Origin of the sequence: Niastella koreensis GR20-10 (genome assembly GCF_000246855.1) — a bacterium.
Taxonomy (GTDB): Bacteria; Bacteroidota; Bacteroidia; order Chitinophagales; family Chitinophagaceae; genus Niastella; species Niastella koreensis.
The window spans coordinates 4990268-5007212 of sequence record NC_016609.1 but is presented as its reverse complement, the minus strand read 5'-3'; the positions used below and the strand labels follow the sequence as shown (position 1 = coordinate 5007212).

Below are 16945 nucleotides of genomic sequence, written 5' to 3'. Positions count from 1 at the left end.
ATAAATATAATGGGGTATTATATTTTTTCCTACGGTATCAAAACTGACCAGCTTATAAAATCAATTGGCTCCAATGATGCCGATTTATTAAATGGGGTGTTAGATACCGAGACTTTTAAGCTTTACTCTGATCAAGATTTTGCAGGTTCTGTTACTACAAAACACGCTTTAGAGCATTTGATTTTTGGTAAACCATATATTACCGAGTCGGCACACTCTTATTGGTATGCATTTATTTCTATCTGTGCTTACTTGGGAGAGGCTTTGCCTGCAACTCACGAAATAAAGCTTGGATATGAAACCGATATCATTAACGACTTGCTCGATAAGGATTTTAATTTAAAAATAAATATTGAGGAAACGCTTATTAATGGAGATCATTCATTTCCGCTTCCTCAAGTTCGGGATTGGCCGTTGTGTGGTTTAATAAATAAAGGCCAGCTGTCCGCATTAAAGACACAATTCGAAAATATTAACATTACAGACGAAATGCTAGAAGCGCTTCTGGATGAGGATGACGAAAAAGAAATGGCATATGACAGCATAAAGCAAATAAAGGAAAATATATCTTATTGTATTGGAAAGGATTTAGAGCTTATATCATTCTGTCATTAAATGAAGCTTTTTCAAGACTTGTATAGAATGAATATTTTATATAGCTACTACTTATTATGAAGTTGGCAATTTTAATAGCATCTTTTTTGCTATTATGCTTTGGCATTATTTACAAGTTGGCAAACTTAGTTCTTGTCGGCGCTTTCTGCTATATACTTTCATTATTATTTGACTTGGCACAAGCAATTATTCTTTCACGAAAATATAAGAAAGGAATTGTGGAAGGAAAAAATAAATCTCGCTTGGTAGGTGTTTCAGGTTTATTGCAGGGATCATTAATTCTATATGGTCTTATTGCTATTTATATAGAACATCCTAAGGAAATCGAGATTTCAGGGCAAATTATATGGTTCGGAAGTATTGCATACTACGCTCTTGTTGGTATTATTGTAAGCGAATTAACTGGGATTCCCCTAACTATGACATATGGCGGGTGGAAAGCTGGATACAGAAAAAGAAAACGAAGAAAATAACAATACCATATCAACTTGTGACAGCGTTATCAATGTCCTTAATCAAATTACCAAGAATTATAGTTGGGTAATTTCGTTTTACAAAGGCAGGAAAATCATCTTTTACTCCAGGCTGCTCCCAATCCATCACCGTAAACACCTTCAACAACGACTGCTGAGGTTTCTCATTAAATGCACAAAGCACCAAATAAGGCGGACTATAATAAAACGAGTTCTCCCACAGCTTTTGATATAATTTCGGATTCAGGCACCTTTTAAAATCCAGCACCAGGTCATATAACTTACACGTTAGTGAACCCAGGTTTACAGTTTCTGCCAAATAGGGCAGGCCCTCATCATGTAAAAAAGTGTACAGATATTCCAGAAAGCCTGGTTCCATCATATCCAGCAGATCCCGGCCATAATAGGCATATTCCGTTTTGAATAGGTCTAAAGAAAAGTTATCCCGGTTCTTATCAATAATGAACTCAACCAGGGATTCTTCCTTTTTTATAATGTCCTTTACATCGGGACCGAAAACCTGGCCGCCAATCCGGGCAGCATACTTGGGTTTTGAAAACAGATCAAAAAAGAAGCTCTTGAAAAAGATACTTTTCCTATCAAATGTCACCTGTACGTATAAGGGATACATCAACTTACCATGAAAGTTGGTCTGTTTAAGGCGGTCATTGTAATACGTTTTATATGTTACCCTGTATTCCTTTTCCATTATTTACTTCACTTAACGGTGCTTAACGAATGTAAGCATGTTTGTATAATTTCCTGGTGGTGTCAAAACTTTTGTGATACAAATCAATGCAATTTAACACAAAATAGTTTTGGTAATACAAATATTCATCAAAACATTCGTATATTAGTATTGGGGTTGTCTTACAGGACAGTGCGAACGATAAAAATGAGGGAGGTAAGATGGATAAGTTAACACCGCAAAAGGTACAGGAAATGCTACGCCAACGGGGAACTATAGTTACCCTTGAACAAGCTACCGCTATTTTAAATTTTATTCGGAAATTAGCTACCATAGCTATTTCAAATTATCTACAAAAGTGAGCGTATGAAAATTGCAGATTTGTACATCAGAGTGAGTACCGATGAACAGGCAGACAAAGGCTACTCACAACGTGACCAGGAAGAGCGTTTACGCAGGTATTGCCAAATTCAGAACATCGAGGTGCGAAAGGTTATTTATGAAGATCACTCGGCAAAGACCTTTATCCGGCCAGAATGGAACAAGTACCTGCTTTTCTTGCGAAAAAATAAAAACACCGCCGACCTGGTGCTGTTTATCAAATGGGACCGGTTTAGCCGAAATGCCGGTGATGCTTACCAAATGATCAGCATCCTTCGAAAGTTGGGAATTGAGCCGCAGGCCGTAGAACAGCCTTTAGACCTTTCAGTACCGGAAAATAAAATGATGCTGGCTTTTTATCTGGCCGCGCCAGAAGTCGAGAACGACCGCCGCGCATTGAATACATTTCACGGAATGCGGCGGGCCAAAAAAGAAGGTCGATACCTGGGGATTGCTCCAACTGGTTATATAAACCGAACCTCCGAAGCCGGAAAGAAATACATTGAACCGCATGAACCACAAGCCAGCATCATGAAATGGGCTTTTGAGACATTGGCAGAGGGGTGTTTTAATGCCGAACAGATCTACAAAATGGCCAAAGAAAAGGGCCTGAAGAGCACCAAGAGTAATTTCTGGATGAATATTAGAAACCCGCTGTATTGTGGCAAGATTGTAATTCCAAAGTATAAGGACGAAGAAGCGCATACTGTAAAAGCACAGCATGAACCGCTGGTTTCTGAATCTGTATTCTACCAGGTGCAGGATGTGCTGGACGGCCGTAAAAGACACTACCGCCCCATGTATGTGGCAAATACAACATTGCCCTTGAGAGGCTTTTTAATCTGTCCTAAGTGTACCAAGAAGCTCACCGGTAGTAAATCAAAAGGGAGAACACAGGACTACTTTTATTACCACTGCACTGGTGGTTGCAAATGCCGGTTCAGGGCAGAATTTGTGAACGACATATTTGTAAATGAACTGAAGAAATTTGTTCCCCGTCCGGAGTATCTGGAACTGTACCAAATCACCCTGCAAGAGGCCTGGTATGACCAGTCAAATCATTCGCAGGACGATAAAAGACAAATTTCCAACCAGATCACCGAACAGGAGGGTAGATTAACTTATTTACGGGACCTGCTTTCAACCCAAAAAATTGAGCCGGATGACTACCGGAAAATGAAAGCAGAATACACGGATAAAATAGAAAAACTATTGGGAAAACTGGCCAGTTCATCACAAACACCAGTAGACTTTGACGGCCTTTTAAGCACAGGATTGCAGAACCTGATGAATTTAGAGCGCCTATACAAAAACGGTGATATTGTAAAGAAGCGGGAAATAATTGGTTCGATATACCCCGAAAATTTGACGATTGACGGATTTGGAGTTCGAACCGCCCGGCTCAACGAAGCCGTTTCGTTGATATACAGTCTGGGCGCGGGTTCCAGCCCAAAAAAGAAACAGGACAAGAGGAAAAAATCCGTCTTGTCCTGTCTGGTGACCCCGTCTGGATTCAAACCAGAAACCTTTTGATCCGTAGTCAAATGCTCTATTCAATTGAGCTACGGGGCCGTGTTTTTCGTGAATGGGCGGCAAAAATAGACCTATTTGCTATTCCTCCCAAATAAATCATCAAAAAAAGCAAAGAAAATTTTCCTTTTAACCTGAATTCCAGCCATTAGGACACATTACTTAACTTGCCTCCTGGCATATCAAATGCGTAATCACCTAAAAGCTCCCTGTTATGAAAATTCAATGCTGGTCAATTGGTAAAAATCACGAGTCCTATGTAAAAGAAGGCATTGAGGACTTTACCCGCCGGTTATCGAAATACTTCCCGGTAGAATGGAACCTTATTCCCACCCCAAAAAACGCAGGTATGCTTAGCGAAATGGACCTGAAGAAAAAAGAAGGGGAAACCATTCTGGAATGGCTTAAGAAAGACGATTACCTGGTATTGCTCGATGAACGGGGGCATTCGTTCACTTCGCCACAACTGGCTGAGTTTTTACAAACCCGGGCCAATGACAGCGTTAAGACCCTCGTTTTCTTAATTGGCGGCGTTTATGGCGTTGATGAGGCGGTGTTTAAAAGAGCCAACACTACCTGGTCTTTATCCAAACTCGTATTTCCACATCAGCTGGTGCGTTTGATCCTGGCCGAACAATTATACCGGGCATGCACCATTCTGCGGAACGAAAAATATCATCATAGCTAAAAGTCTTTATGTAAAAGGGTTTCGGAGCAGCAGCAGTCCGAAAATCGGCTGCAATGAAGAACTTTGCTGATTATTTACAACATAAAAATTAAATTTTATGAAACAGCATGCTTCAGCCGCATCCGAAACCCGAGTCAAAGGTAGAAACATAATAGATTATAGCGGTAAAACGATTTGTGTGGGAATAGATGTCCATCAGAAAGACTATCAGGTAGCCAAAGTGTATAATGGGATTTGTCTGGGCAACCATCGAATGGCAGCCGACAGTGATGCATTAATAAAGCATTTGCATAGTCATTATCCTGGTGCTTGTTTTAAATGTGTGTACGAAAGTTGTGCGTGGGGATTCAATTTGCAAAGAAGATTAAGCGTAGCTGGAATGGATTGTATAGTGGTGAATGCGGCAGACGTGTCAACCACAGACAAAGAAAGAAAGCGTAAGACCGATCCGGTAGATGCCTTGAAGCTGGCCCGAGACCTTGAATCTAGGAATATAAAAGGGATTAATATACCGGATGAATCGCTTCAAAAAGAAAGGAACTTAATACGTTACCGCTCAAGTGTGGTCAGTGATATCAATCGAAGTAAAAACCGACTGAAAAGCTTATTGAAATTCCAGGGTATTGAAATACCGGCGGCCTATGCCAAGAACAACTGGAGCAATTGTTTTTTGAGGTGGGTGCAGGAGCAGGCGTTAAAAGATGACTTTGGAGATACGCTATTGCTGATGCTGGAACAGATCAGATTATTGCGACAATTACTGCTGAAAGTGGAAACGCAACTGCGTCAGCTCAGAAAGGGCAAATACAGTTCAGCGGCACGTCTGGCAACCAGTGTTCCTGGTATCGGCCCAACAACGGCGATGTTGTTCTTACTGGAAATAGGCGACATAAACCGATTTAAGGGGTTTGACCGGCTCAATAGTTTTGTAGGTTTTTGCCCTGATAAAAGCAGTAGCGGAGAAACCGACCGGGACCGTGGCATTACCTCAAGACGGCATAAAAGATTACGCACGGCATTGATTGAATCCGCCTGGCAGGCCATACGCAAAGATCCGGCCCTGTTGGAGTGTTATCAGGCACTGACTAAACGCATGACCGGCACATATGCAATCATTCACATTGCCCGAAAATTACTCAGGAGGCTACGAACCGTGATGGTAACCGGGGTGGAGTATCAAAAAGGAATGCTAGCTTAAAACAGGTAAAATGTTTAATATGAGTTTTTTAAGCCATGTAACTTACCGGTAATAATTAAAAATGAGCAGCCCGTGATTGACTGCTCATAATTACCGTATAAGTATCAGCCTTATTGCTGGCAGGTTGTCCTCCGGCAGAGCCTGCTTCCTCTTAGGCTGACAAACCAAAATTAAAAAGTTCTTTTCAAGTATGTAAAGTATCACAGAAAGGTAAAAAACACAAAAGTATAAAGACTGCTTCCTACTGCCTGCAGTTGGAACATACTGCCACTTGAAAGTCTGCAGCTTTATACTATTTACTTTTAAGGATTAATAAAAACTTGCAGCGGCGGCTGGGCCGACTGCTTATAGGAGATTGACCGGCTGTGATAAATTAAGACATTTTGAAGTCAAAATATGATTTATGAACAAACACAAACATATCAGCCTTCAATGTTAAGCCCCTTTCTGCTGTTGGATGCAGCGAAACTCTTTACATAGGAGGCAGTAGGCAATGGGAAAAGCAGAAGGCAGAATACAGAAGGCAAAGGCCCCTTCGCGGCAACATAAAACGCTGAACTCTGAACAGCTTCTTAAAAAACAGCAGTAATAATTTATAGCAAAACATCAAAGTAGTACAATCTTTCCCGTTTAGCCGAACCGCCAAAAACACCCAGCCCGTTGTCGACATTACCGGTGGGGGATACCAGTTGGGTGGTAGGCACTGAACCAAAATCTGTTTTATACTTCTCGTACAACTTCAGGTAATCGTACAGGTCTTTGCTTACAGATTTTAATTGCAGCCTAACGCGGCCTTTTTGTTTGGGATCAACAAAAAATTGTTTGTCTATGTATATGGTGGTGTTATACGTTTCTCCGTTAAAGAAGTGGTCGAGAAAGAAAATGCGCCTGAATGGATTGGAGAGTTTGTCGATTTTCGCATTTTCCGACTGGTCGTCTTCGGTAAACAGATCCAACCGGGTATATTTGTTCAAACTAACGGTGTCGGTCATTACCTTAAGCCCTGGCGTGCTTTTTACCGTTTCATAAAAATCCTTGCCAGATTTTTCGTCGTAGCTGTACCGTTTGCCCCGGTAAATAAAAAAGTGATTGTTTTTTACCAGTTCTTTCACCGCTTCAATGATGTAGTATTCATCGAGGTCAAGCGAATCTCTCCAGGTGATTTTTGCTCCTAACACTTCTTTGCCGTTAAACTGGGTGCCGAAGGTATCTACCCGGTTTAAGCGTGGTAAAAGCGGAATGTAAGTGGTTGCGCTCACCAAACCCAGGGTAGGGTGGTTGATGTCTATCCGGTAGCTGGCGCCGGCTTTAAACCGTTTTTTATTGGTAAATACCGATGTGGGGTTGTTGATGTATTGTGCCGAGTAATTGGGTTGTAATACCCAACTGGTTGTGTTATTTTCTGTAATGGTAACCGTGGCGTCGTTTACCTTCTCGAACCGGATCAGGCTGCCGTTTTCAACCTTAATGGTTTTGCCGATGGGAATCTTTACCGTATCCAACGCGGAAATCTCTGCCAGCACAACCAGCTTGCCATCTTCAAACTGATCGCTCGAAAAATTCTTTTTACAGGCGCTGACAAAAAGCATCAGCAAAAAAAGCCAGCTTAAAGAATAATATGGTGTGCGCTTTTTTGTCATTGTTTAAAAAGTCACCGTATACGAAATATATGGCGTTATCTTAAAGAACTGGTACTTGGTTGTAACTACCAATGACCGTTTTCCGAGGGTCCCTTCCAGGTCGTACACGTACTGGCTGGGCGATCCGTATATATTATATACTCCTACTGTTAATCGTGATTGTAAAGGCCCTCCTCCTAATGAATGGTAGTTGCTTACCGACATATCTAGCCGGTGATAAGGCAGCGTACGGTACATTTTGGCGTTGGAGGAATGGTAGATCAGCCGGTATTCCCTGGGCGCCAGCGGATCGCTGATCTGCTGCGCATCATCAAAGTCGGGATACACCTGGTTGGGCAAGGTATAAACGTCGCCAGTTGCAAACATCCAGAAGGCGGAGGTGCTCCAGTGTTTGTTGAATTTGAATGTAGCCGCCGCGTTGATCTCGTGCCGGCGATCGTATTTAAAGGGGAATTTCACACCATTGTTCAGGTCGGCAAACTTGCGCCAGTTCCACGACAAGGTATAACTCAGGTGTAAATACCATTTATCAGTAATGTGCTCAGCTTTTGTTTCCAGTCCATATGCCCAGCCTTTACCCAGTTTTACGCTTTGACCCCAGTCGGCCGTATTTAAAAACAGGTTCTGCCCTTCTGCGTAATTCGTCACATCGGTCATTTGTTTATAATAAACATCGGCATAAAAGGAAACCTTTTTATTGTTGCGATGGCTATACCCCAGGTTGAACATATCGCTTTGTTCAGGATTCAATTCTGCGGTACTGGGAACCCAGGCATCGCTGTTGATACCCATGTATGGATTGGTTACCATATGCAGGTATTGGGTCATATGGTTATAGGAAGCATCGAGCTGGTTATGCTGGTCAAATCTGTAAACTGCATACAGGCGTGGTTGCCAGCTGGTGTTTTTATAATCATGGTTGTCGTAAAAAGAAAGGCGAACGCCCGGACGCAGGAAGACCTTTTTACTTAACCTGAATTCATTTTCATAAAAAAACGCCAGCTCGCTGAACGTGAGGGGCGGGAAGGCGTTGAAGTCACCCGGCCTGTCGGCAAAATCGGGCGATACATTGGTATCGAACGGACGGATGCGGGTATATGAATACTTGGCGCCTACATTTATTTTTATATCGTTGTTGGGCGATATTTCCAGTGCGGTACGCCCCGTATATTGTTTAATGCTGGAATAGGTATTATAAACGCGGTTCTGCACCAAGCGGCCCGAGCTGTCGTATAAATTATAGCGGAACCCGGCCAGGTTATCGTAATTGCTGATGTTAAAAGAAGAGTTGATGAAGGCGCGTGCACTTAGCAGCCGGTTCCAGTTCAGCGTAGCGGCTTTATTGCCCCAGCGTTGCTGGTTATTGGAGTAATTCTGGTGCAACTGCAGGGCATCGTGCCCCGCATAGGCATTGATCATGATCTTGTCTTTCTTGCCTACCCATTGCGTGAACTTCACGTGCAGATCATAAAAGTCAACATCGATGCCCGATTTAAGCGCGCGCAGAATGGGGTTGATCCAGCTTTGGCGGAAGGAGACCATGATAGAAGACCGGTCTTTTTTTATCGGGCCTTCCACCGTAAAGGAACCTGCCAGTAACCCTGCATTGGCTTCCCCCTGCCATTTCTGCATATTGCCATCCTTCGTCATTACGTCAATAACGGATGATAACCCGCCGCCATACCGGGCCGGGAAATTCTTTTTATACAGGTACATCGACTTCAGCGATGTTTTATTTACTATCGACAGCGTACCCAATAAATGCGTGGGGTTGAAGATGGGATTGCCATCCAGCAGGAAAACGTTTTGATCGGGGCTGCCACCGCGAACCAGCATGCCATAGGTGATCTCGGGAATATTTTTTACGCCGGGGTCTAAATAGAAGGAGCGCAACACATCGGATTCGCCCAGGATAATATCATACCCTGCCGCATTTTTGGAGGCCTTGTTTTCTTCTACTTCAGCAGCAGGTGGCGTGGTAGTTACAGTTACTTCCTGGATGTCGGTTTTGGGCGTCATAAACACATCCATGCGGGTATTTCCTTTCAGGTTTACCTCAATGCGCCGGGTTTCGTAACCGGCATAGGAGAGGTACAATTCATTCTTTCCTTCCGGAAGCTTGATGGTAAAATAACCGTGGTTGTTGCTATAGCTGCCGCGTTGCTGGGCCGGTTGCCAAATGGTGGCATCTACCAGGGGCTCTCCGCTCACATCTTCTTTTATAATACCGTAAACTGAATACCAGGAAATAAAAAAGTCCTCAGGCAGAGGAGCTGTGGCGGGAGTAATAATAACCTTGTTGTTCTTTTCTACAAGGTTGATCTTTTGGCCTTCCAGCACCTGGTGCAGCACGGCGCCAATAGTTTCGGGTGAACCGGTGAGGGTAATTACCTTGCCGGTATCTAAAAAATTGGCCGAATATTCAATGATGGTGGGGCTGTGCTGGTTGATATCATCCAGAAAACTGCGGATAGATCCCTTGTAGAACGTTGGGGTATAGGGGCGCGAAAATAAACTAACCCGTTGAGCCTGGGTTAATTGTATGCTTATCAAAAGGACCAGAAATATGCAATACAGTTTATTCATGCTATAACTCAAGCTATAGCCTGTTATCCCCTGGTTTTATTTAGTCCAGTATCTACAAAGAACTAACTTAATTTCGATAAAACAGCGTTTTACCGTTTTCTTTTTTTACTTGTAAACCAGTGATAAGCTTGAGTTCATCCAGTACCTGCCCCAGCGGCTGGTTGTTTATATGCAAGGTTACCGGAATAGAAGGGGCTGTGGTCTGCAAACCGGGATCTACTTCTACAGAAATGCCATAAAAGTGCGAGATATCCTGCAGCACCTGGGGGAGTGCGGTGTTGGTAAAGTTCAATTGACCAGTTTCCCAGGCAATAAAGTTGGAATCGGCTACTTCATCCTGGTAAAAATGGTCTTGTTTTAAAACGGCCCGTTGGCCTTTAGTAATAATAACCTTGTTATTATTTTCTTTTATGTCGGTCACATTCACTTTGCCGGTCACCACCACTACTTCATCGGCGGTTTGGGTATTGTGTACCAGGAAGGAGGTACCCAGTACCTTTACTTCTGAATTGCCGGTTGTTACTAAAAAAGGCTGGCGTTCATTATGTTGTACAGAAAAGAATGCTTCTCCGGTAAGTTCTACCCGGCGTTCTGCAGCATCAAATTGTTTAAGGTATTTTATGGTACTTCCTTTGCGAACCACTACTACCGATTGATCGGGCAGGGTAATGGTTTCGTTTTTGGCAACAGCGGTAAATGATTGCCATTGTATATGGCGGTGCCACCAAAAACCAGCGGCAGCCATCCCGGCCACCAGTAAAACGGCAGCGGCGGCTTTGGCCGTGGGTGAAAAGAAAATTGAAATAACTGTATGTAAGGGCTTTCTCTCCCGGGCTGTAAGAAGGGCGATCTGATCATCCAATTTTACCCAGGCAATTTCGGTATTAAATTGAGGTTCAGCCAGTAAGAGGCCGCTTTTTTGCCAAATAAGGGTCATGTCTTCGTATTCCTGCTGGCAGGCTGCATCTGATTGCAGCCATTGCTGAATTTCATCGGCTTCCTGAGGTGTCGCCAACCCTTGCAGTTGCCTGGCAATAAGGCTTATTATATGTTCTTTTTGGTTCATTTCGGTTTGTGGTACTGTTGTAAAAACATTAAATTATTGCTTACCCCTACACTAGGACGTCAAAAACAAAAAAATTATGCAAAGAATTATGGATAATCCCTGTTTTTGCCTGATGTAGGAACGCAAGATCTTTAATGCCTTACCCATTTGATTTTCAACCGTTTTTATGGAAATTCCCAACGAATCGCTGATCTGTTTATAGGTGAGATTGCTTACCCGGCTTAAAACAAAAACTTCCCGGCACTTGGGCGGCAGGTTTTCGAGCGCCTTTTTTAAAAGGGCGTCATAATCGGCTTCTTTAGCGGGGTGACCGGGAAGGTCGTTGGGTGTGGTGTCCACGATCTCCTGGCTGTTGAAATCGCCCAACACGGTTTTCTGCTTTTTCTCCAGAAAGCTGAGGCAGTTGTTACGAATGGCCGTGTACAAATACCAGGTGAGTTCTTCGGAACCTATGAGGTTTTGCTTTTTTTCCCAAATCCGCAAGAAGGTTTCCTGAACAATATCCTCACAACTGTGCGGCTCTTTTACAATAGTAAAAGCATACTTGCAAAGCGGTTCGTAGTACTTATAGAAAATCTCCTGGAATATCCGGTATAGTTGTTCAGGTTCCTGCATGGGCGTACGGGAATCATTTACTTAAATGTAATAAAAAGAATAATGGTACTGGTACTGGTCTGTCTGATCTAGGATGATGTCACAATATACAAGTTACCTGCCAATGTGCAATAAAGGAGAAATATTAGATTGGTGTTACAGAATTATAGACAGCCAGCCATTTATGGAGGTTAAATAACATATATGTACAGGTTACCCATGGTAGTGCCGTTTTTTTCAAACTTATTTTGGCTGTATGCTTTAATATTCGATATTCGTTCTGTTAGTACCATTAAAGCAAGGGGATTTTAATAACAGCTTATAAATTTCAGCCCCCGGCAGGTTGCGCAGGGCGGGGGTAAGTATTGAGGAATGAAACATAATTTTCGGGACAAGTCTCTTTTACTGGAGTTTAAGAGAGGTAATACACATGCATTCAGGGTCGTGTATGATATGTTTTTTCCAAGCCTTTGTTTCTTTGCAAAACGATTGGTTGACAATGATGGAGAAGGAGAGGACATTGCTGCCGACAGCTTCGTGAAATTGCTGAACCGGCACGATTCCTTCGATACGCTGCCAAACATAAAAGCATTTTTGTACATCACTACCCGTAATGCCTGTTTAAATTACCTGCGTTATACCCAACGCCAACACTCCTCAAAAAGAGAACTGAACAGACTACAGGAAAAAACCGACGAACATGCACTGAGTTATATGGTGCATGCAGAAGTGCTGCGCGAAGTGGAATTTGAAATTGAGCAACTGCCAAACCGCTGTAGGGAAATTTTTAAGCTGATCTATTATGAACGTAAGCCAGCTGATGACATCGCAGAACAATTGGGAATTTCGATCAATACCGTTTGGGTGCAACGGGCCAAAGCCATTCAACTGATCCGCACCAACCTGTTAAAAAAAGGAATGCTTTCCGCACTGTTATGCTTTCTGTTAATTAATCAAGAATCTTAAACCGGCAAAAGCGCTGAACGCTTAAGGCTTAACGCCGAACGCCAAAAGCCTCATCGCGGCAGCAAGTTTAGCAAGCCGGAATAAGGAATATAATCGCGAGGTTCGCCAACTCCCCCTCCACGGGAGGGGGCCGGGGGGAGGCCAGTAACCGTATTTTTTTCCACGTTGTATAAAGGGACAACTTGGAAATAGTGTTTTAATATGTATATCAGGCTATTGCATTATGGACACCGAATTGAATACACCAGGCATGGAGGAAGTTGACTATTTGGCAGCGTTGCTGCTGAAACAGTTACGGCATGAAATAACCGAAACTGATTTGCAGTACCTGGAGAACTGGAAGGCCAGTCACCCTTCGCATGCACTGGTAAGTGAACAGGTAAATGACAGCGAACAATTGCTGAACGACCTGTTGGCTATGAAGCAGGTTGATATGGAAGCCAGGTGGCAGCAGATCAGTGCACAAATTAACCCGGTAAAACAACCGGTACCATTATATCGCCGCTGGTATGTGTATGCCGCTGCCGCATTGGTATTAATTATTGCCGGCGCTATAAGCTGGCCTTATCTTACGCCAAAGAAATCACTCACTCCCGTTGTTGAAAATAAACAACAAAAGGCAAACGAATTTGATATTCCACCCGGAGGTAACAGGGCTATGCTTACCCTCGCCAATGGTTCAGTTATAAATCTTGAGAATGCTGCCAATGGCCAGGTAGCAAATGACGAAAATGGAAATGTAGTAAAGTTAAAAGATGGAGAACTGAAGTACGAACCTGCACCAGGCACTACAGCGCCCACAACTATTGTAAATACAAATACATTAAGTACACCCCGAGGCGGACAATACAGCGTTGTATTGCCCGATGGCAGTAAGGCATGGTTAAATGCCGCTTCCTCTATAAAATACCCTACTCATTTTTCAGGGAAAGAAAGACGGGTAACCATTACCGGTGAAGTGTATTTTGATGTGGCAAAGCTTTCTGGTGCAGAAGGAAAGAATGAATCTTTCATTGTTGATGTATTGCTTCCCGCTGGTGAGGCGGCCGGGGGAGACCATCTTGGCGCTGAAGTAGAAGTAATGGGCACCCGGTTTAATATTATGGCCTATAACGAAGAAAAAGTCATTACAACAACACTGGTAAATGGAAAAGTGAAAGTATCAGTTCCGGCCTCAACACCAGGCGTTCATCCATTTAAACTGCTGGCAGCGGGCCAGCAGGCGCAAATACCGCAACCCATAAAAGGTTCCATAACAAGCGACCTGATAAAAGTAGTGAAGGTAGAAGACCTAGATGATGCATTGGCCTGGAAGAATGGGTACACCTCCTTAAACAATTCAGGTATCAGGGAAATAATGCGTACACTTTCCCGCTGGTATAATATAGAAGTAAATTTCCCCGGCAAAGTGCCTGATTATAAATTCTCCGGTTCCATTCCCCGTTCAGAAAATCTCTCTGCGGTAATAAAAATGCTGGAAAATAATGGTGTGCATTTCACCATGCGAAATAACGTCATCAGTGTCCTGCCTTGATCGACGCCCGCGTGCCGCTGAATCTGCCAACCGGCCAGGAGGCGCAAGCCCTGGCGTAGGCGATCCACTGCTTCCCCCAAAAAAACGCCTGCGCCGGTAATGCGCACATTGTATTAACCGGATAATGATGTTAGAAAAGGAGCGAGTTGCCATGCAAACCCTCACAAATAGCATGCATTGGCTTAATCGTTTTCCGGTAAATCTCAATATGCGACCACTGCCAGCGCAGGAGTAGAACACTAATCATACAACACCATGATAAACCTTATCTTATGAAATGTAGACGATGACTTGGTAAACCTGTTTGGAAAGATGGATAGTGAACGGATTGGTAAATAAAGATACAATTTCGGTTATACGTTTCCTACATTCATCAATGAAAACATTTTGCCAAAAAAGCGAAAACGGAATATTTTTTATATAAGCATATGTAGTTAATTAGAGCTATTGATTTCATTAATGCAGTTACAGGTTTCAGGTTACAGGTATGCACAGGTTAAACTGAAATTAGACCCTGTAACCTGTAACTGCAACTTTGATGCGCCAAAACTGCAACTTATTCAATTTGTTCTTTACTACGCTCCCTTGCCGTAATGTTAAAATACTTTTTAAATGCCTTTGAAAAAGCGCTTAAATTGGTATAACCTACTTCTTCGGCTACCTGCGATACCGAATATTTTTTGCCCGATAACAAATACCAGGCTTTTTCCATTCTGGCATCACGTAAATAATCGGCCGGGCTGCTTTGATACAGTTGTTGAAACCCGGTCTTTAGTTTATAATCGTTCAGGCCTGTAAGCTGGGTAAGCTCTTTAAGGGTCCATGCCTGTTTAAGATCCTGCTGCATCCTCATTTTTGCCTGATATATCGCCTGCGCTTCATTCATGGAAAGGGTTACGGGTTCCCAGACGGGTTGTTCAGAAATGTTTTCAATACAGGCGATCAGCAGCGCCTGTGACCGGGCCTGCAGCGACGTGGCAGAACGTTTTCCTGCCTGCATTAACTGGTATACCTGTGTTAACAGCGAGCGGCTGGCTACCTGGTTTACCGGCGTTAACATGGCAGGTTGCTGGTGAATAACTTTTTTCTGAAAATCATTCATCAGAACTAAAGGTGGTAACATTTGAGACAAAACATATACGGGATAATGAATGTCGATAGAGAAGTAAACACCCGCATTTTGAAAATTGACCCGGTGGTTTTGAAAAGGGAAGTACAACAGGTTATATGCCTGCTCATAAAATACCAGGTTGCCCAACCCCTCAATATGATATTGGATATGATTAATAAGATGGAAGCGTAGCTTCAATAAAGGTTCAAACTCCTGCATGGTGAATGTGCAGGCCCGGTTCATAATAAAGTGTTGAAGCCTTATAAAAATACCATCATGCTGCAGTTGCTGAAACAGCACATGGCCAAAGTCGCCCGATGCTGTAACGGCCGAGGCGCCCGGGATCAGGTAATTGGCCAGTACACCAGGAAGTTGATCTGTAAAGGCCAGTTCTTTATAATTATCTGCGATTAGTTTTATTTGCATACCTACCAAATATTTAGATTGACAATAGCATACAACCCCAAACAATATGGGTTATGTAATTGAGAGCAGTGTACAGTAAATGGTAACCAATCAGGTGAAACACCTATCGTCAAACGTTAGCAATGGTCCGCTATGCAGTGTATTCATCAGGCCCTTATGCGGGAGTTTGTAGGTATGCTTTATATGCATGATAGAGAATGCAGCTGCACCGGCTGAAGGTAAGGGATTTTTTTTTCAATCATTTACGAAAACGGAATTTAAAAAATGATAAAAAGAAGTTTAACCTAACGGTAGCTTTTAAACGGAGACTAATAAAAAACAACCATTGAATTTGGTTTCGCCATGGAAAATTAGTTTACTTTACCAACAATCGTTGATCTCCCCACTTACAGGTGATTTTTATAGTGCAAAAACATCACCTTTATCCGATACCCCGGTTTTTTTTGAAAAAAGTCACCCTATCTTATCTTAATATGACAACCTCATCCCCCGAATTACTCTGCCGTTCCCTCCATGTAAGGAAAGAACAGTCTATTGTTATGCAAAAAGAACTGCTGCCGGGTTACCACATCGGTTTGCGCCCCGTATCTGTATACGCCGATAACGACATATACGCCGTTCACGAATGGCTGTCGGCTGGTTACTCCGGCAAGGCAGGCCTTCCGGTTGACCAGTTGCGGGTATTTTTTATTCTGCTTGGCGAAAGCACCTATGCCCAGGCCTTTATGGTATTGCTGAATCACGATACGCCCATTGGCCAGTTTGAAGTGTACCAGGTGTTGCAGGATGAATTGAAAGACGCCATCGATGCCGGCGAAGGCGATTATAGAATATATATTCCGGTAATGCCGGTGATAGCATCGTTGCCCGATGTAACCTTGCAGATCCTCGAGTGCTGTCTTGAATATTTCTTCTCCCATGCCGAAGTGAACCGGGTATTTTGGGTAATACCGGTGAATGATAAAGAACGTAACAGGCTGGCCGCAAAAACGGGTGCGCTGCATTATAAATTTGTGAACCAACCACACTCTGATGCCGGTCAGCCGGCAAATGTTTACCAATATACCCGCTCCTGATTTTTGCGGGCTTTAAACATATTATTTAAATTCGTTATGCTCAATGGCCCATGGCCTTTCATTTAAAGTAGAGGGACTTTTCAGAACTACAATACATCGAATAAAAATGTTTGGGTAAGCCATTACCCAATTTGGGGTGGCGTGGCCTAAATGGGGAGAACGTATTGCCTTTTTGTTTAACTGTATATGAAAAAAAACTGACCCAAAACTGTATGAATTACTATCAAAAAAACGGAACACTGTTTGACATTAAGAACGGCAATATTGTATTGCCCGAAGCCGCTAACAAACCCCAACAAACGTTAGCCAATCAGTTGCCATGCAATTCGTATGTTGATGCATCAAACAATTTTAAAAGTAAATACTAAAATAC

The 16945-nt window shown here is 43.0% G+C and carries 15 protein-coding genes and 1 tRNA gene; 9 read left to right on the top strand and 7 right to left on the bottom strand.

Going from position 1 to position 16945, the window contains the following annotated elements:
* The first annotated feature begins 9 nt into the window (after positions 1-9).
* On the top strand, positions 10-615 hold the full coding sequence (locus tag NIAKO_RS19530) for a DUF7691 family protein (protein ID WP_014220175.1): 606 nt from the start codon (positions 10-12) through the stop codon (positions 613-615).
* Between the two features lie 56 nt (positions 616-671).
* Entirely contained in the window at positions 672-1088 is a 417-nt protein-coding gene (locus NIAKO_RS19525; protein ID WP_014220174.1) for a hypothetical protein, read from the top strand.
* A 10-nt stretch (positions 1089-1098) separates the two neighbouring features.
* Here the strand turns inward: NIAKO_RS19525 and NIAKO_RS19520 are convergent, their stop codons facing one another.
* Positions 1099-1797 carry a hypothetical protein gene (locus NIAKO_RS19520; RefSeq protein WP_014220173.1) on the bottom strand — a complete coding sequence of 233 codons (699 nt, stop codon included), beginning with the start codon at positions 1795-1797 and terminating at the stop codon, positions 1099-1101.
* Positions 1798-2142: 345 nt separating this feature from the next.
* Between NIAKO_RS19520 and NIAKO_RS37845 the strand changes: the two genes are divergently transcribed.
* A complete protein-coding gene (locus NIAKO_RS37845) occupies positions 2143-3690 on the top strand; it encodes a recombinase family protein (RefSeq protein ID WP_071884247.1) in 1548 nt (515 codons plus the stop codon).
* Here the strand turns inward: NIAKO_RS37845 and NIAKO_RS19510 are convergent.
* A tRNA-Arg gene (locus tag NIAKO_RS19510) sits at positions 3653-3729 on the bottom strand. The genes NIAKO_RS37845 and NIAKO_RS19510 overlap by 38 nt on opposite strands.
* Before the next feature lie 172 nt (positions 3730-3901).
* Here NIAKO_RS19510 and NIAKO_RS19505 point away from each other — a divergent pair.
* Both NIAKO_RS19505 and NIAKO_RS19500 read left to right on the top strand, forming a co-directional pair.
* On the top strand, positions 3902-4375 hold the full coding sequence (locus tag NIAKO_RS19505; RefSeq protein ID WP_014220171.1) for a 23S rRNA (pseudouridine(1915)-N(3))-methyltransferase RlmH: 474 nt from the start codon (positions 3902-3904) through the stop codon (positions 4373-4375).
* A gap of 97 nt (positions 4376-4472) precedes the next feature.
* On the top strand, positions 4473-5573 hold the full coding sequence (locus NIAKO_RS19500) for an IS110 family RNA-guided transposase (protein WP_014218105.1): 1101 nt from the start codon (positions 4473-4475) through the stop codon (positions 5571-5573).
* Between the two features lie 593 nt (positions 5574-6166).
* Here the strand turns inward: NIAKO_RS19500 and NIAKO_RS19495 are convergent.
* From NIAKO_RS19495 to NIAKO_RS19480, 4 genes are all read right to left on the bottom strand, one after another.
* Complete coding sequence (locus NIAKO_RS19495; protein ID WP_041347020.1) at positions 6167-7213, bottom strand: DUF4249 domain-containing protein; 1047 nt, start codon at positions 7211-7213, stop codon at positions 6167-6169.
* Positions 7214-7216: 3 nt separating this feature from the next.
* A complete protein-coding gene (locus tag NIAKO_RS19490; protein WP_165761261.1) occupies positions 7217-9766 on the bottom strand; it encodes a TonB-dependent receptor in 2550 nt (849 codons plus the stop codon).
* Between the two features lie 100 nt (positions 9767-9866).
* Positions 9867-10865, bottom strand: a complete 999-nt coding sequence (locus tag NIAKO_RS19485; RefSeq protein WP_014220168.1) for a FecR family protein — start codon at positions 10863-10865, stop codon at positions 9867-9869.
* 51 nt (positions 10866-10916) lie between these two features.
* Complete coding sequence (locus NIAKO_RS19480) at positions 10917-11480, bottom strand: RNA polymerase sigma-70 factor (protein WP_014220167.1); 564 nt, start codon at positions 11478-11480, stop codon at positions 10917-10919.
* A 351-nt stretch (positions 11481-11831) separates the two neighbouring features.
* Here NIAKO_RS19480 and NIAKO_RS19475 point away from each other — a divergent pair, with 351 nt between their 5' ends.
* Entirely contained in the window at positions 11832-12425 is a 594-nt protein-coding gene (locus NIAKO_RS19475) for an RNA polymerase sigma-70 factor (protein ID WP_014220165.1), read from the top strand.
* Between the two features lie 223 nt (positions 12426-12648).
* On the top strand, positions 12649-13959 hold the full coding sequence (locus NIAKO_RS19470; RefSeq protein WP_014220164.1) for a FecR family protein: 1311 nt from the start codon (positions 12649-12651) through the stop codon (positions 13957-13959).
* 556 nt (positions 13960-14515) lie between these two features.
* On the opposite strand, the gene NIAKO_RS36985 is transcribed toward NIAKO_RS19470, so the two are convergent.
* Positions 14516-15496 (bottom strand): helix-turn-helix transcriptional regulator, encoded by a 981-nt coding sequence (locus tag NIAKO_RS36985; protein ID WP_014220163.1) that lies wholly within the window; start codon positions 15494-15496, stop codon positions 14516-14518.
* A 473-nt stretch (positions 15497-15969) separates the two neighbouring features.
* On the opposite strand from NIAKO_RS36985, the gene NIAKO_RS19460 reads away from it, so the two are divergent.
* Positions 15970-16572, top strand: a complete 603-nt coding sequence (locus NIAKO_RS19460; RefSeq protein ID WP_041347016.1) for a GNAT family N-acetyltransferase — start codon at positions 15970-15972, stop codon at positions 16570-16572.
* A gap of 212 nt (positions 16573-16784) precedes the next feature.
* Positions 16785-16940 (top strand): hypothetical protein, encoded by a 156-nt coding sequence (locus NIAKO_RS38625; RefSeq protein ID WP_014220161.1) that lies wholly within the window; start codon positions 16785-16787, stop codon positions 16938-16940.
* Positions 16941-16945: the final 5 nt, after the last annotated feature.

What these genes read in the sequence shown, in the direction of transcription:
- NIAKO_RS19500 (WP_014218105.1), top strand. Translation starts at nt 4,473, where the DNA reads ATGAAACAGCATGCTTCAGCCGCATCCGAAACCCGAGTCAAAGGTAGA.
- NIAKO_RS19470 (WP_014220164.1), top strand. Translation starts at nt 12,649, where the DNA reads ATGGACACCGAATTGAATACACCAGGCATGGAGGAAGTTGACTATTTG.
- NIAKO_RS19525 (WP_014220174.1), top strand. Translation starts at nt 672, where the DNA reads ATGAAGTTGGCAATTTTAATAGCATCTTTTTTGCTATTATGCTTTGGC.
- NIAKO_RS19480 (WP_014220167.1), bottom strand. Translation starts at nt 11,480, where the DNA reads ATGCAGGAACCTGAACAACTATACCGGATATTCCAGGAGATTTTCTAT.
- NIAKO_RS19475 (WP_014220165.1), top strand. Translation starts at nt 11,832, where the DNA reads ATGAAACATAATTTTCGGGACAAGTCTCTTTTACTGGAGTTTAAGAGA.
- NIAKO_RS19485 (WP_014220168.1), bottom strand. Translation starts at nt 10,865, where the DNA reads ATGAACCAAAAAGAACATATAATAAGCCTTATTGCCAGGCAACTGCAA.
- NIAKO_RS19505 (WP_014220171.1), top strand. Translation starts at nt 3,902, where the DNA reads ATGAAAATTCAATGCTGGTCAATTGGTAAAAATCACGAGTCCTATGTA.
- NIAKO_RS19530 (WP_014220175.1), top strand. Translation starts at nt 10, where the DNA reads ATGGGGTATTATATTTTTTCCTACGGTATCAAAACTGACCAGCTTATA.
- NIAKO_RS36985 (WP_014220163.1), bottom strand. Translation starts at nt 15,496, where the DNA reads ATGCAAATAAAACTAATCGCAGATAATTATAAAGAACTGGCCTTTACA.
- NIAKO_RS19495 (WP_041347020.1), bottom strand. Translation starts at nt 7,213, where the DNA reads ATGACAAAAAAGCGCACACCATATTATTCTTTAAGCTGGCTTTTTTTG.
- NIAKO_RS38625 (WP_014220161.1), top strand. Translation starts at nt 16,785, where the DNA reads ATGAATTACTATCAAAAAAACGGAACACTGTTTGACATTAAGAACGGC.
- NIAKO_RS37845 (WP_071884247.1), top strand. Translation starts at nt 2,143, where the DNA reads ATGAAAATTGCAGATTTGTACATCAGAGTGAGTACCGATGAACAGGCA.
- NIAKO_RS19520 (WP_014220173.1), bottom strand. Translation starts at nt 1,797, where the DNA reads ATGGAAAAGGAATACAGGGTAACATATAAAACGTATTACAATGACCGC.
- NIAKO_RS19460 (WP_041347016.1), top strand. Translation starts at nt 15,970, where the DNA reads ATGACAACCTCATCCCCCGAATTACTCTGCCGTTCCCTCCATGTAAGG.